This window comes from Bacillus sp. JZ34 (assembly GCF_053903205.1).
In genome coordinates this window covers 3461502-3475639 of record NZ_CP096403.1, presented here as the reverse complement: position 1 = coordinate 3475639, position 14138 = coordinate 3461502, and the positions used below count along the sequence as shown (strand labels likewise).

Genomic DNA, 14138 nt, shown 5'->3' with positions numbered 1-14138 from the left:
ATTTCACCTCATTCATTTATCGTGTTTGTCCAGTTCTTCCATTTTCCCTCCGGGTTAATAGATGCCAGGTGGATCCATCCGTTCTCCGCCTTTTGCCGGAAGCTGTGATCGCGGTCAAGGAGACGTTCGATAGCATCATCCGGTGCTTCGATCACGATCAGGAGTCTGAGAGGCGCATGATATATTTCGTCATCCGACCGCATGACGGACTGCCACGGGAGACCGGCCAAAAGATCGCTTGCATTTCCTTGCATGACGCCGAGGCCTGAAGTGACGGTTTGAGTTGCCTTATTTCCGCTTCCATAATAATGCGGTGCGACGGTTGACGCGTAATATTGCAGATTGATCCATTGGGCTACTGTTCCAGGCCCTGAAATGATGCCGCTGAGGATGGAGCCGTCCTCGTCATTCCGCCAGTCATAGCTGTGCAGAAAAGCTCTTCCTTCAAGATCAGCTTCGCGTGTAAGCCGGCGTGTGCCGATGATGAATGAAGCATTTCGGGCCAGCCCCCATTCTGGACGGATTTCGCTCCAATCTTCGGCGAAGCGCTCAACTTCATTCCGCGGATTTTGGTAGCCGAGCTGCGGCAGCTCTTCTAAGCGTTCGGCTCCGACAGTACGGCTCACATCAGGAAGCACCGAGTTGATGCGGTCGAACGCTTGTTGAGCTTTAGCCGGAAGCTCAGGTACATAGAGCCACTGCAGTTCATCCAATGTTGTAATGTGCTCTGCGGCGGCGAATACCGTATCTTCCGGAATAAAAATGCCGTCGGAGCGGAGCCTCTGTCTGACGCTCGGAAGGTTGCATAAAGCGGCTAGGACGCGTGCGTTAAAAGCGCCTGATGCGCCTCCGCAGGCGCCGCAGTCCAATGCCGATGCATAAGGGTTATTCGTGCTTCTGCTGGCGTGCCCGCAAATGACAACCAGCGGAGCGAACCGATCTGTGATCCCCATCATCTTTAATGCCTGTCTGGCATAGGCGGCTTTTTCTTCATCCGTAAATCCGACCGGAATACCGGCATCAGATGTTTCCATACGATCAAGCGAGAGCTTTGCCTGAGGCTTTTTCAGCCATGTTTTCCGCGCATTCCGGAAAGTTTGCCCGGCTGTGCGGGGGACCAGGCTGCGCGCGGCCATTTGCAGGCTCAGCCATGGCCCGCTCACTTCGGGAAGGAGCATACCCGCCAATAGATTCTGTTTCATCTTTTTAAAGGCGGAGCTCAGCGAAGCTGCTGCTTTTTTATGTTCTTGATACGATTTAAAGCTTGATTCATCGGCCGTTTCATTTACTCGATGCTGAGGTTTAAGGATGACCGGCAGAGAGCTGTGAGTGTGCTTAGTGCCAAGTTCGCACGTTTCGATTGCCAGATTGAAAAAGCCCGCTGTTCCATACGTTTCAAAAGGGCCTGACTTTTCCAATGCCCGTCGGAACGGCTCTGAACGGACATCAATACAAAATGCAAGCTGGGCCAGCGCCGCTTCACTTTTGGCGGCAGCGGCAGGTTTGTTTGCCGTGATGAGGTTCCTTACCTCAGCAGCGTATGATTGTTCCCATGCTTCCAGCCAGATGCGCCTGCGCGTTAGATCATCAAAGCGGCGGGCGAGTGTTAATCTCGCTTTTTGCTCTGCTGCTGAAAGTTTGAGCCATTCGTCAGGCGTCAGGCCGCCCCAATGCAGCCAGGCCGCAATCAAAGGAACGACCTGCATCTCTTTTTCAGGTTTTGGCTTAGACAGCGGCAAATAAGGTTCAATAAGCATCCATTCCATTGAAAGCCGGATGGCCAAATACTCGAGAAGCAGCCCTTGTTCGTCCTGCGATTGCTGGGAACGCCAAAGCATCATCCCGGCCCATCCCGGAAGAGAGAGCAAATGAGCTTCAAGGTATGCCTGAACGTCTCCATCAGAAATATCAAGCGCTCGGAGTGCTCTTTTCATCGCGTCCCGAGGCTCTTCCGGCCACCCTTTCAGTCGTTGGCGTTCCGCTCGCGCCAGGGCGGGATCATGTTCAACAAGCTGCCGCCAAGCGCTGTAAAACCCTTTCTCACGATGCGGAAGCCGCCATGCCGATTGTGATTCATCGAGAAACAGCTTGCACCATTTAATCACATGATGATCAAGAAGGTGAGCGGTTTTTTGTCCGGCAAAAACGCTGAGCGGTTTGATCAAGCGTGTTTTTTGATCATCGATTGTCCCGCGCGCTGCTTGTTTGGCAAGCTTTTCGACTTGCCGGGATCTCAAGAGCTGTTCAGGGATTTCATCCAGCTTGAGCGCGGCTTTGCAAAACGCTTCCGCTGTTTCCCTCTGCATGCCGGGCTGATGTGAATCGAGCCAATGCGTCAGCTTTTTTTCAAGAATGGCCTCATCGATTTCTCCCCTTTGTTTTGCGGAGCGGAAAATGGAGGACTTTGGGTATATATCAACCTGAAGCTGCTGTTTAAGCTGCCGGGCCGTCTGTTCAAATGTCTGTTCTTCAAGACCCATCCACGGATGGCGCGCGGCAAAGGTTTCAATCGGCCAAAGCGGCGCAATGACTCGTGCTGCTGATTGAACCGATTCATCAATATTAAAGTCCGCTGTCTGATGTTCATATTTGAAGATCAATTGTTTAGACAATGTGGGTGCTGCTTTCATGATTGACGACCTCCTTGAGTAAGATATTGGTCAAGATAATTCGGCCGTTCTTCGACCGATTCAAAATGAGGCTCACCCGTTTTTACAAGACGCAGATAAAGTGCGCCGGACCATGCAAACCGCTGCCGAACGATCAAGGCGCCGGCCGCAGTGCCAGCTAACAAAACGACTACCGTTAAAACGGCCGCCATGACGGGTGGTTGCGCCCCCTGTACAACAGCTTCCTTCAGGAGCCCGTGTAAACCGGAATGAATGATGGCAAACGCGAGTGAAGCCCCCGTTAAAATGAAAAGCCCGGCCATTCGTGTGACGCGACCGTCATTGGCTGTGACAAGCTGTCTCCAAGCAATGAACAATGCCCAGCCTAAAACAAGGGCGCTGATCAATTGATAGCCATCGTCCGCAGCTGAGACCCAGATTCCGATGACGACAGTAAGAGCAAAGGCGCCGCCTATCATGTCCCAGAAAAGAGCCGGTCTGCCCCGTTTAGAGGCGAACGATTCATAACGGCGCACCGCTGATCCGGCTTGCAGGAAAAGGGCGGCTTTGAACAGGCCGTGCAAAATGAGGTGAATAACAGCCGCAATATAGGCTCCTAATGCGCATTGGACGAGCATAAAACCCATCTGCGCGACCGTTGAAGCTGCGAGCTGCCGCTTGTAGTCCGTCTGGACGATCATCATGCCCGTTCCGAGCAAGACGGAAAAGACGGCGGGAACAAGCAGAATAAGCTGCAGACCATCACCGCTGAACATCGGTGCGAAACGGGTCAGCATGACGCCGCCTACATTTACGAGTCCGGCGTGCATGACCGCGGAAACGGGAGTCGGCGCGATTGCCGAATCGAGCAGCCAGCGATGAAACGGCCACTGTGCCGCAGGAATCATCACCGTTAAAATGATAAGGAGGCCAATCCCGGTTTTCTCCCATGAGCTGAGCTGTACAAGGCTTTCCTCCGCTATGGCGGATGATAGCTGCCAGTGTCCTGTCGCGAGAGACAGCCAAAGAGCGGCTGCTGCTATCGCCAGCCAGCTGAGTGCAAAGATTCGGCCCGCATACAAAGCGGCATTTTTGGCCGGTTGCCACGCGCTGTTTAAGCCGATTAGCGCGGTCAAGCCGAAAAGCGTGATACCCCAGCATAAGAGGAGCCAGCGAAGATCATCGTTCAGCCAGGCGCATGAAGCGCCTCCTGTTGTAAGCGTCAGCAGCACAAAAAATTTACGGTAGGAGCGGTCGCCGAACAAATACCGGACAGAGTAGCGCTGGACGATGAAGCCGATTGTCAAGACAAACAAGGCGATCAGCCAAGCCAGCGAATCCAAGCGCCAAGGAGCTCCAGCTTGCCCGGGATTTGCCGTTATCAATGCTGCCAGCGCGGCAAGCGGCGGCAGGGCGATGATCTTGGCGTGAATCCGTACATATGCCAATGGAACCTTTCGATTCAGGACGAGCAGTGCGCTGAACAAACAAAGCGTAAGCGACGCGAAAAATATTTTCAGCCAAAATAAAGAATCTAGCAGATCAAACATCCGGCATCCCTCCGTCGGGATGATGGAAAAGAACATACTGTTTCATGTCTTGCCTTCCTTTCTGAAAACGTAAAAAAAGCCGGTATATTCAGGATCGGCCCATTTCAGCCAATCTTTCTGAATAATACCGGCTTATCTTTAACTCATGTTCATGCTTTAAAGATCTTCCGTTTTTCTATGCCAATTTTTTTTGCAGGTCGTTTGCCAATTTAAATACCATGATCCGCTCGCCAGTGCGGGTGCTGATATCCGTGTGAAAGCTGATCGTCTCTTCACCGGTCAGCTCCTTCATTATGCGGCTCAGTTGTTCTATACCCGATTCCACCAAACCGGAGCGGGTTCTTTTAATTGACAGCAGGCCTTCTTTTGTACTGCAAAGTTCGTATTCGGCGGGTGTCAAAATACCGTTCAGGGAAATGATGACCATATTTCTGAGAATGTCTGTTTTAACAGACACGGAGCCGCGGCCCAAATAGTCTTTTTCCCATTGGGTTAAGGTTTTGCTGATCTCCGCCTCCAGAGACCCCTTTGTCACTTTCTGTTTTTTCAATGTTATATCCTCCTGAAAAACGGTATATTTCTTTTCCTTATACATGAGTATAGGGAAAATGAAATATACCGTCCTATCAAAATGTTAATGTCATACATGGTAAAGGGTGCTTTTTCACGCGACCATAGGGATTATAGCCGAATGCTAAAGCTCTTTTGCATGAGATTACAATTATTGATTTTACGGAATTACTTTTTAAATATCATATCTTTTAAGATTTATGATGTCAATACCGTTCTTTTATGGATAAAAAAGAGGAATACCGTCTTAGCAGACGAGCATTCCCTTGGCAACTGCATCGGCTTTTTCTTTGCCGTTCAGCAATTCGGCAAGCTTGAGGGCAAATGGAATCGTGGTCGCCGGGCCTCTGGAAGTAATGATGTTTCCATCTACGACAACATTTTCATTTGCAGTGACATCCGCTCCTGTTAAATGTTCTTCAACCCCGGGATAGCAGGTCGCTTTTTTCCCGCTGACAAGCCCCGTTTTTCCGAGCGTCATCGTTGCGGCGCAGATAGCGGCGACATATTTTCCTGCATCCGCCGCTTCTGTCAGCGTCTTGTGCAAAGCTTGGTGTTCCAGCATTTTTTTGCTGCCTACATTTCCGCCCGGAAGTATCAGCATATCCGCTTTTTGAAAATCAGCATCCTCAAACATGACGTCTGCCTCGACGACAATGTCATGCCCGCCTTTCACGCTGCGCGATGGATCAAGCGAGACGGTGACGGTCTCGACTTCAGCTCTCCGTAAAATATCAATCGTTGCTATCGCTTCGATTTCTTCAAATCCGCCGATTAAAAAAACATACGCTTTCTTCATGAAAAAAACCTCCTTCGTCTCTACCGTTCATTCTAACTGCGGCAAAGACATTTCCGCAACTGATGAAGTAGACAAATTGAGACACCCGTCTCGTTTTGTCTCTTGTTTTGGAAGGATGTTCGTCTGAAAAGAGCTTCATGTTCGCGTCGGAGAGCTGGCACGATTTTTGCATCATAACGTGTGAGTAAAAAAAGACAGGAGGTTTTTTCATATGGAAGAGGCACTGACAAAGGAAAAGGCGGTATGGATGTATCAAAAAATGCTGGAAATCCGCTATTTCGAAGATCGGGTTCATCAGCTGTTTGCTAAAGGGATACTGCCGGGTTTTGTCCATCTTTACGCCGGGGAAGAAGCGGTCGCTGCGGGCGTCTGCGCCCATCTGAATGATGAAGACACCATCACGAGCACACATCGCGGCCATGGGCACTGCATTGCAAAAGGGTGCGACTTGAAAGGGATGATGGCCGAGATATACGGGAAATCTGCAGGACTTTGCAAAGGAAAAGGCGGATCGATGCATATCGCAGACTTTGACAAAGGGATGCTAGGCGCAAACGGAATCGTCGGCGGGGGATTTCCCTTGGCCTGCGGAGCTGCCCTCACTGCAAAGTATAAAAAGACTAAAAATGTAAGCGTTTGCTTTTTTGGCGACGGCGCCAACAACCAGGGGACGTTTCACGAAGGGATCAACCTTGCCGCCATCTGGAAGCTCCCTGTCATATTTGTCGCCGAAAACAACGGGTATGGCGAAGCGACGCCGTTTTCCTATGCGTCAAGCTGCGAGTCGATCGCAGATCGTGCGGCCGCCTACGGGATTCCGGGCATTCGCGTGGATGGAAAAGATGCAGCCGCGGTTTTCCAGGCTGCGGGCCGGGCGATAGAGCGTGCCAAAAACGGTGAAGGACCGACGCTTATTGAGTGTATGACATACCGGAACTACGGCCATTTTGAAGGAGATGCCCAGCGCTACAAAACAAATGACGAAAAAGCGGTGCATCAGGAAGAAAAAGATGCCATTGCCGTGTTCAAAAGCGAATTGCTGGCAAAAGGGCTGATGAGTGAAGAAGAGCAGTCACGGATTGAAAAAGAAGTTGAAGAAGCGGTCGAGCAAGCGGTCGCATTCAGCGAAAAAAGCGCTTATCCGGAAGAAACCGAACTGCTGACAGATGTATATGTATCCTATTAATTCATGAAGGGGGAAGGAAACATGACGAGGGAAATCAGCATGTCAGCCGCATTGAATGAAGCGATCAAACTTGCGATGAGAAAGGACGATCACGTCATTTTAATGGGGGAAGATGTCGCAGGAGGAGCGAATGTCGATCATCTGCAGGATGATGAAGCATGGGGCGGTGTGCTTGGCGTCACGAAAGGGATTGTTCAGGAATTTGGACGGGAGCGCGTCCTTGATACGCCGATCAGTGAAGCGGGGTACATCGGCGCAGCCATGGCGGCGGCTTCAACAGGTTTAAGGCCGATCGCGGAATTGATGTTTAACGATTTTATCGGCACGTGTCTGGACCAGGTGCTGAACCAGGGAGCGAAGTTCCGCTACATGTTTGGCGGAAAAGCGGAAGTTCCGATTACGATCCGGACGACCCACGGAGCCGGCTTTAGGGCAGCCGCCCAGCATTCGCAAAGCTTGTATGCCCTATTTACAAGCATTCCCGGCTTGAAAGTGATTGTGCCGTCGACCCCGTACGATGCGAAAGGCTTATTGCTCGCTGCGATTGAGGATCAGGACCCGGTTATCTTTTTTGAAGACAAAACGCTGTACAACATGACAGGCGATGTGCCGGAAGAATATTACACGCTTCCGATCGGAAAAGCCGATATCAAGCGGGAAGGCGCTGATGTAACGATTGTCGCAGTCGGCAAACAGGTTCATACGGCGCTTCAAGCGGCGGAACAGCTCTCACTGCGGGGAATCGAAGCCGAAGTCCTTGATCCGAGGAGTCTTTCACCGCTTGATGAGGAGGCCGTCCTTACATCTGTTGAAAAAACAAACAGACTTGTGATCGTCGATGAAGCCAATCCGAGATGCAGCATCGCCGCGGATATCGCATCATTGGCGGCAGATAAAGGATTTGATTCGCTTGATGCACCGGTTAAAAAGGTAACGGCTCCACATACGCCGGTGCCATTTTCACCGCCTCTTGAAGACCTGTATTTGCCGACGCCGGAAAAAGTGGTGAACACCGTGCTGGAGATGCTCGGAGAAATCTCAACACATACGGTATAAAGATTGGAAAGGAGAGGAGAACATGGCTGTCGAGGTTGTCATGCCGAAATTGGGAATGGCGATGAAAGAAGGTACGGTTTCCGTCTGGAATAAAAAAGTCGGTGAAGCCGTTGAAAAAGGAGAAAGCATTGCCAGCATCAATTCCGAAAAAATCGAAATGGAAATCGAATCTCCGGCAAACGGAACCGTGTTGGACATCAAAGTGTCCGAAGGAGAGGGAGTGCCGCCGGGAACGGTCATCTGCCAGATCGGGAATGAAAACGAACAAACGCCGGAAAGTCAAACAAAACAGCCGGATTCCCCGAAAGAACGGATTAAAATTTCTCCGGCTGCACGCAAAATCGCGCAAAGCGCAAATATAGACATCAAAACGCTGAAAGGCACGGGGCCCGGAGGGAGAATTACGAAAGCGGATGTGCTGCAGGCGCTTCCCGACAGGCCGAACAAGCAGGCGGATAAGGCTGAAGATCGTCCGCCGGCAAGCCCGATGAGGAAAACGATTGCCGCAAGAATGACGGAAAGCCTGCAAAACAGCGCCCAGCTGACGATTACGATGAAGGCGGACATCACGAAATTAACAGCCCTGCAAAAACAGCTTAATGAAACAGCTCAATCCAGGTATGATACAAAGCTGACGATCACTGATTTTGCCGCCAGGGCAGCTGTTTTTTCGCTTTTGGATCATCCGGCCATGAACAGCGTTTATCAAGACGGAAGGCTTGCGACCTTTGATCATGTTCATTTAGGAGTGGCGGCGGCTTTGGACGAAGGCCTGGCCGTTCCCGTCATCCGTCATGCCGAGCGGCTTCCGCTGATCGAACTGGCCAAGAAAATCAAATGGTACGCCAAAAAAGCGCGGGAAGGTAGGCTTCTGCACGACGAAATAGAAGGATCGACATTTACGATTACAAATCTCGGCGCATATGGTGTCGAGCACTTTACACCGATCTTAAATCCGCCAGAAACCGGGATACTTGGAATCGGCCAAATGTATTCGGCCCCCGTCTATCAAGACGGAGAACTGACAAAGGGCGCCATTCTGCCGCTCAGTCTGACTTTTGATCACCGCGCGCTTGATGGTGCGCCTGCTGCAGCATTCCTTTCAGATGTAAAAAAATATTTGGAAGATCCTGCATCGATTCTTTTATAGAGAGAAGGTGGATAGACTGTGACACTCGCGATTATAGGAGGGGGACCTGCGGGTTACGTAGCGGCAATAACAGCCGCCAAGAATAGCAGAGAAGTCATCCTGATTGAAGATGGCCCCCTCGGAGGGACGTGTTTAAATGAAGGGTGCATACCGACAAAAGCGCTTCTTGAGAGCGCCGATATGTTCGAGAAAGTAAAGTCCGCCGGTGCATTCGGCATCGGGCTGGCAGGCGAAAGCCCGACGGTTCAGTGGGAGGCCGTCCAGAGCCGTAAGAGAGAGATTATTCAGCGGCTCGCCGGGGGTATTAAATATTTGATGAATAAAAACAAAATCAAGGTGCTGCAAGGAAAAGCATCGTTCTTGTCGGAACACGACATAATTGTTGAAAAGGACGGAAAACAGGAGGTCATCAATGCCGGGCATGTGATTATAGCGGCAGGAGCGGAACCTGCCGCACTGCCTTTAGCGTCTTTTGACGGGAGCTGGATCATCGACAGCGGAGATGCCATGTCATTGCCATCCATTCCTGAAACAATTTTTATTATCGGCGGAGGAATCATCGGTTGTGAATTTGCCAGTATATACAGCAGGTTGGGAGCAAACGTAGTGATAGCCGAGCAAGCGGAACAGATTTTGCCTGAGGAAGATCCGGATATTGCCGCCTTTCTGCACACAAGTCTCGAAGAGTCCGGCGTCCGTGTTTTCACATCTGTACAAGTGGAGCGTCTTGATCCTGCCCGGCAGCGCGTCTTTCTGAAAAATGGCGATGACAGCTTTAATATTCAAGCGGATCGATGTCTGGTCGCCGTCGGCCGAAAACCGAGAACTGCTGATTTGAAGCTTGAGCATATCGGAGTCCGATATGACAGGAAAGGGATTCAAGTCAACAAGCATATGCAGACAAACATTCCGCATATTTATGCGTGCGGGGATATCACAGGCGGAGTTCAGCTAGCGCATGCCGCCTTTCACGAAGGAATCGTCGCCGCATCCCATGCCTCGGGCAAAGACATGAAGGTCAACAGTGAAATCATTCCGCGCTGCATCTATACCTCGCCTGAGATCGCAAGCGTCGGCTTAAATGAAAAAAAGGCGAGGGAGCGCTACGGGGATGTTCGTATCGGTGAGTTTCCGTTTTCTTCAAACGGAAAAGCACTTATTTTAAATGAGGCTGCCGGAAAGGTCAAAATCATCACAGAGCCGGAGTATCAGGAAATTGTCGGGGTTTCGATCGTGGGTCCGGGAGCAACCGAACTGATCGGCCAGGCAGCCGTGATGATGCACGCTGAGCTGACGGCAGACGCAATGGAGCACTTCATCGCGGCCCATCCGACTCTTTCGGAAACGATTCACGAAGCTTTGCTGCAAGTCGCAGGCCAGGCGGTTCATTGCTGAATAATGGAAAACTTCGCACAGCAGGTAAGTGCGGAGTTTTTTTTATCGATATTGAAAGCGCTTTTATAATATAATGAGGAAAAAGCATTAGGAGAGGATGGAATGAATCCGACGCCCTGCTATTTAAATACGTGGAAACGTTTTGTTCAGGAGGGGCTCCTTGACCAGGCCCGCTTGAACAAAAGAGTCATGGAATCATGGTACCGCTGCAAAAGCCGAAATGTAAATCCGTATTTAGATAAAGGACAGTCAATTTTAAAAAAGGATTTATTCAACGCTCAAAAAAAGAAACATTCGTTATTCCTCGATATCGCCCTGCCTTATTTACACAATATCAGCCGTGAATTAAAAGAGTCGGAAATGATGGCGCTCTTGATCGATGCCGACGGGTACGTATTGAGTTTGGCCGGATGCCTGAGGACGCTTGAAGAGGCGAAAAAAATCAATTTTGTTGAGGGTGTGCGCTGGACGGAAACAGAAGTCGGTACGAACGCCATCGGAACCGCACTTGAAATCGGCGAAGCTGTCACCATTCACGGGACCGAGCATTTTTCGGTGGCATCCCATCATTGGAGCTGTTCTGCTGCACCGATTCGCGATGAAGACGGCACCGTTATGGGTTTGATTGATATTTCCTGTCTCACGGATAGAAGGCATCCCTTTATGCTTGGGATGGCTGCTACTGCCGCACACGCCATCGAGCGCGAGGTCAGCGTACACACGAAAAAAAACGAAGCCGAGCTCATCAGCCATTGTCTTGAAAAAATCGATTCGGATCAGCCGTTTATCGTCTGCAATGAAAAAGACAAAATCGTAGCTGCGAGCAGATCGGTGCGGGAACGTTTTTCCGACTGGAGGAGAATGGATGTCAATGATCTGTATGAGCGCGGGTTTGCCGGCGTGCACAAGCAGACGATTTTCTCCGCAAAAGACGGGAGGCCCCTCGGAAAGTCGATGGCACTGGCTGAAGTCTCCCGCAAAAAAACAGCTCCATCACTCGCATCCGGTTTCATCTATCCAGGAGAAACCGGAACAAGCCGGGCGTTTCAGCAGGCGCTTAACGACATGAGGCTTGCGGCTCAGACTGATGCGAATGTATACATATGGGGGGAGACAGGCTCCGGAAAGGAACTTGCCGCAAGGGCCATTCATCAGGCAAGCGCCCGGAGAAACGGGCCTTTTATCGCCGTCAACTGCGGCGCCATTCCTGAAAGCCTGATGGAGAGCGAATTGTTCGGCTATGCCGAAGGTGCATTTACAGGAGCAAAGCGCCGCGGTTCAAAAGGGAAGTTTGAACAGGCTCACCGCGGTACGATTTTTCTCGATGAAATCGGTGAGATCCCTTATCAGATGCAAGTGGCGCTCTTAAGGATCATCGAAGAGCGGAAGGTCACCCCGATCGGCGGAACCCGTGAAGTTCCCCTCGACATCAGAATCATCACAGCAACACACCGTGATCTGAAAGATCTTCTCCAAAAAGGAAAGATACGTGAAGATCTGTATTACCGCCTTCATGTTTATCCGGTAAAAGTACCGCCGCTCAGAGAGCGCAAAGAGGACATACCTGATTTGTTCCGCCACTATCAGCAGCAACACGGGTGGAAGGCCGATTTTCCGCCGGTTTTTTTCAATCGGCTTCAAGAATATCACTGGCCGGGAAACGTCCGTGAGCTCTTTAATACGTTTGAAAGGCTCAGGGTTTTATTTCCGGACGGCGGGCTGATCGCCCCGTCCCAATACAGCGCGGTGCTGGACGGACTCCATTGGAAAAGCGGCGCACCTTCTGAAGAAGACCGGCTCACATTCAGAGAACGTGTCCAAAAACAAACGATGATGGAAGCTTTGCAAAAAACGAAAGGAAATGTGTCCGAAGCGGCTAAGCAGGCCGGAATTCCAAGAAGCACATTTTACAAGCGGCTTCGAAAGTATAACCTTTAACCTCTCGGCGCCCAAAGCATGACGCTGACACCGGCTAAACAGATCACGGCCCCGGCCCAATCATAGAGGTCGGGGGTTTTTTTGTCCACCAGCCAACCCCAAAGCACAGCCAGAATAATAAATACGCCCCCGTACGCGGCATAGACGCGCCCGAACGATGGAAACGCCTGAAAAGCCGGGATTATGCCGTAAATGATTAAAGTCAGCCCTCCGGCTACCCCGTACCACAGCGGTTTGGCTTCCCTCAGCCACAGCCATACGAGATAGCCCCCGCCGATTTCAGCCAAGCCCGCCAGCAAAAATAAACCGATTGCGATCAGCATCAACAACACACTCCAATTCAGTGAATTGCCTTTATTCTACACGACATAAAACGGCCGGGAAAGTTCCCGTTTTTCGGGAAAATAAACAGAACGCGAGTATAGGAACTGTCTTTCCCGAACCTGTTGGAACGGCTCCTTCAGCATGATATAAGTAAATTGTAAACGCTTATAAGGGGGCTTTAAAAATGGATAAAACGTATTCGATTGTCATTGCAGGCGGAGGAAGCACATTTACCCCGGGGATTGTATTGATGCTCTTGGACAATTTGGATGATTTCCCGATCCGACAGCTGAAATTGTATGACAATGATGGGGAGCGGCAAGACAAGATAGCCGGCGCCTGTGAAGTGTTGGTTCGAGAAAGGGCTCCGCACATTCAATTTTTAGCGACAACCGATCCGGAAGAGGCGTTTTCCGATGTTGATTTTGTCATGGCTCATATCAGAGTGGGCAAATATGCGATGCGCGAGCTCGATGAAAAGATCCCTCTGAAATACGGAGTCGTCGGCCAGGAGACGTGCGGACCCGGAGGGATTGCGTACGGAATGAGGTCGATTGGCGGCGTCCTTGAGCTCATTGATTATATGGAAACTTATTCACCTGATGCGTGGATGCTGAACTATTCAAACCCGGCTGCAATCGTTGCCGAAGCGACGAGAAGGCTGCGGCCGACATCAAAAGTGCTGAACATTTGCGATATGCCGATCGGTATCGAAGACAGGATGGCTCAAATTCTCGGGCTGTCATCACGAAAAGAGATGGTCGTCCGTTATTACGGTCTTAATCATTTTGGCTGGTGGACGTCAATTTGTGATAAAAACGGCAATGATCTGATGCCGGAGATCAAGGAGCACGTCGGGAAGTTCGGCTATATTCCTGAACACGAACATGAAAAGGCTGAGGCCAGCTGGAACGACACGTTCAAAAAAGCGAGGGAAGTATATGAACTCGATCCTGAGACGCTTCCAAATACGTATTTGCAATATTATTTTTATCCCGATGACATGGTGAAAAAATCAAACCCTGAATTCACGCGGGCGAACGAAGTAATGGAAGGGCGGGAAAAATTCATTTTCGGCGAGTGTGAAAAAATCGCAAAAGCCCAATCCAGCGCCGGCAGCAAAATCAAAATTGATGATCATGCTTCATATATTGTCGACCTTGCGCGCGCCCTTGCTTTTAATACCGGTGAACGGATGCTTTTAATTGTTGAAAATAACGGAGCGATCCAAAACTTCGATTCATCGGCGATGGTTGAGGTGCCTTGCATTGTCGGCAAAAACGGTCCGGAGCCGATCACAATCGGCAAGATACCGCAGTTCCAAAAAGGGCTGATGGAACAGCAGGTGTCTGTTGAAAAGCTTGTCGTTGAAGCCTGGATTGAAAAATCGTATCAAAAGCTTTGGCAGGCTCTGATTTTGTCGCGCACCGTGCCGAATGCAAGAACAGCCAAACTGATTCTCGATGATCTGATTGAAGCGAACAAAGCATATTGGCCGGAGCTCTCCGGGGAACATCTTCAGCCGTCGCTTTAAGGATAAAAGCGCCTGGGCTCCTGAGCC

General features: G+C 50.5%; 11 protein-coding genes. 6 read left to right on the top strand and 5 right to left on the bottom strand.

All coding sequences use genetic code 11. The annotated features are described in order from the left end of the window. Positions 1-8 precede the first annotated feature (8 nt). From M1D90_RS17780 to M1D90_RS17765, 4 genes are all read right to left on the bottom strand, one after another. Positions 9-2630: a DUF2309 domain-containing protein gene (locus tag M1D90_RS17780; RefSeq protein ID WP_026580639.1), complete on the bottom strand. Its 2622-nt coding sequence runs from the start codon at positions 2628-2630 to the stop codon at positions 9-11. Then, the gene (locus M1D90_RS17775; RefSeq protein WP_095293037.1) at positions 2627-4159 is read right to left on the bottom strand and encodes an NADH dehydrogenase subunit 5; all 1533 of its coding nucleotides are present in this window, start codon (positions 4157-4159) and stop codon (positions 2627-2629) included. Before M1D90_RS17775 ends, M1D90_RS17780 begins: the two co-directional genes overlap by 4 nt. Before the next feature lie 175 nt (positions 4160-4334). Then, positions 4335-4709 carry a DUF2294 domain-containing protein gene (locus M1D90_RS17770; RefSeq protein ID WP_016886253.1) on the bottom strand — a complete coding sequence of 125 codons (375 nt, stop codon included), beginning with the start codon at positions 4707-4709 and terminating at the stop codon, positions 4335-4337. Between the two features lie 267 nt (positions 4710-4976). After that, a complete protein-coding gene (locus tag M1D90_RS17765) occupies positions 4977-5528 on the bottom strand; it encodes a DJ-1 family glyoxalase III (protein ID WP_016886252.1) in 552 nt (183 codons plus the stop codon). Positions 5529-5739: 211 nt separating this feature from the next. On the opposite strand from M1D90_RS17765, the gene M1D90_RS17760 reads away from it, so the two are divergent. The 5 genes from M1D90_RS17760 (at position 5740) to M1D90_RS17740 (ending at position 12253) form a co-directional block, all read left to right on the top strand. Then, complete coding sequence (locus M1D90_RS17760; protein ID WP_016886251.1) at positions 5740-6714, top strand: thiamine pyrophosphate-dependent dehydrogenase E1 component subunit alpha; 975 nt, start codon at positions 5740-5742, stop codon at positions 6712-6714. Between the two features lie 21 nt (positions 6715-6735). After that, on the top strand, positions 6736-7770 hold the full coding sequence (locus M1D90_RS17755) for an alpha-ketoacid dehydrogenase subunit beta (protein ID WP_023855891.1): 1035 nt from the start codon (positions 6736-6738) through the stop codon (positions 7768-7770). Positions 7771-7792: 22 nt separating this feature from the next. Then, the gene (locus M1D90_RS17750; protein WP_020450596.1) at positions 7793-8920 is read left to right on the top strand and encodes a dihydrolipoamide acetyltransferase family protein; all 1128 of its coding nucleotides are present in this window, start codon (positions 7793-7795) and stop codon (positions 8918-8920) included. Between the two features lie 18 nt (positions 8921-8938). Beyond that, entirely contained in the window at positions 8939-10315 is a 1377-nt protein-coding gene (gene lpdA, locus M1D90_RS17745) for a dihydrolipoyl dehydrogenase (RefSeq protein WP_456282934.1), read from the top strand. A 102-nt stretch (positions 10316-10417) separates the two neighbouring features. Beyond that, entirely contained in the window at positions 10418-12253 is a 1836-nt protein-coding gene (locus M1D90_RS17740) for a sigma-54-dependent Fis family transcriptional regulator (protein ID WP_023855893.1), read from the top strand. On the opposite strand, the gene M1D90_RS17735 is transcribed toward M1D90_RS17740, so the two are convergent. Continuing rightward, complete coding sequence (locus M1D90_RS17735; protein WP_161513128.1) at positions 12250-12579, bottom strand: YnfA family protein; 330 nt, start codon at positions 12577-12579, stop codon at positions 12250-12252. The two genes, M1D90_RS17740 and M1D90_RS17735, sit on opposite strands and share 4 nt — an antisense overlap. A gap of 182 nt (positions 12580-12761) precedes the next feature. Between M1D90_RS17735 and glvA the strand changes: the two genes are divergently transcribed. Next, entirely contained in the window at positions 12762-14111 is a 1350-nt protein-coding gene (gene glvA / locus M1D90_RS17730) for a maltose-6'-phosphate glucosidase (RefSeq protein ID WP_224146580.1), read from the top strand. The last annotated feature ends 27 nt before the right edge of the window (positions 14112-14138 follow it).

Excerpts from the sequence above, each read along its gene's own strand:
- M1D90_RS17775 (WP_095293037.1), bottom strand. The coding sequence starts at position 4,159 with ATGTTTGATCTGCTAGATTCTTTATTTTGGCTGAAAATATTTTTCGCG.
- M1D90_RS17760 (WP_016886251.1), top strand. The coding sequence starts at position 5,740 with ATGGAAGAGGCACTGACAAAGGAAAAGGCGGTATGGATGTATCAAAAA.
- M1D90_RS17755 (WP_023855891.1), top strand. The coding sequence starts at position 6,736 with ATGACGAGGGAAATCAGCATGTCAGCCGCATTGAATGAAGCGATCAAA.
- M1D90_RS17750 (WP_020450596.1), top strand. The coding sequence starts at position 7,793 with ATGGCTGTCGAGGTTGTCATGCCGAAATTGGGAATGGCGATGAAAGAA.
- M1D90_RS17740 (WP_023855893.1), top strand. The coding sequence starts at position 10,418 with ATGAATCCGACGCCCTGCTATTTAAATACGTGGAAACGTTTTGTTCAG.
- M1D90_RS17780 (WP_026580639.1), bottom strand. The coding sequence starts at position 2,630 with ATGAAAGCAGCACCCACATTGTCTAAACAATTGATCTTCAAATATGAA.
- M1D90_RS17765 (WP_016886252.1), bottom strand. The coding sequence starts at position 5,528 with ATGAAGAAAGCGTATGTTTTTTTAATCGGCGGATTTGAAGAAATCGAA.
- glvA (WP_224146580.1), top strand. The coding sequence starts at position 12,762 with ATGGATAAAACGTATTCGATTGTCATTGCAGGCGGAGGAAGCACATTT.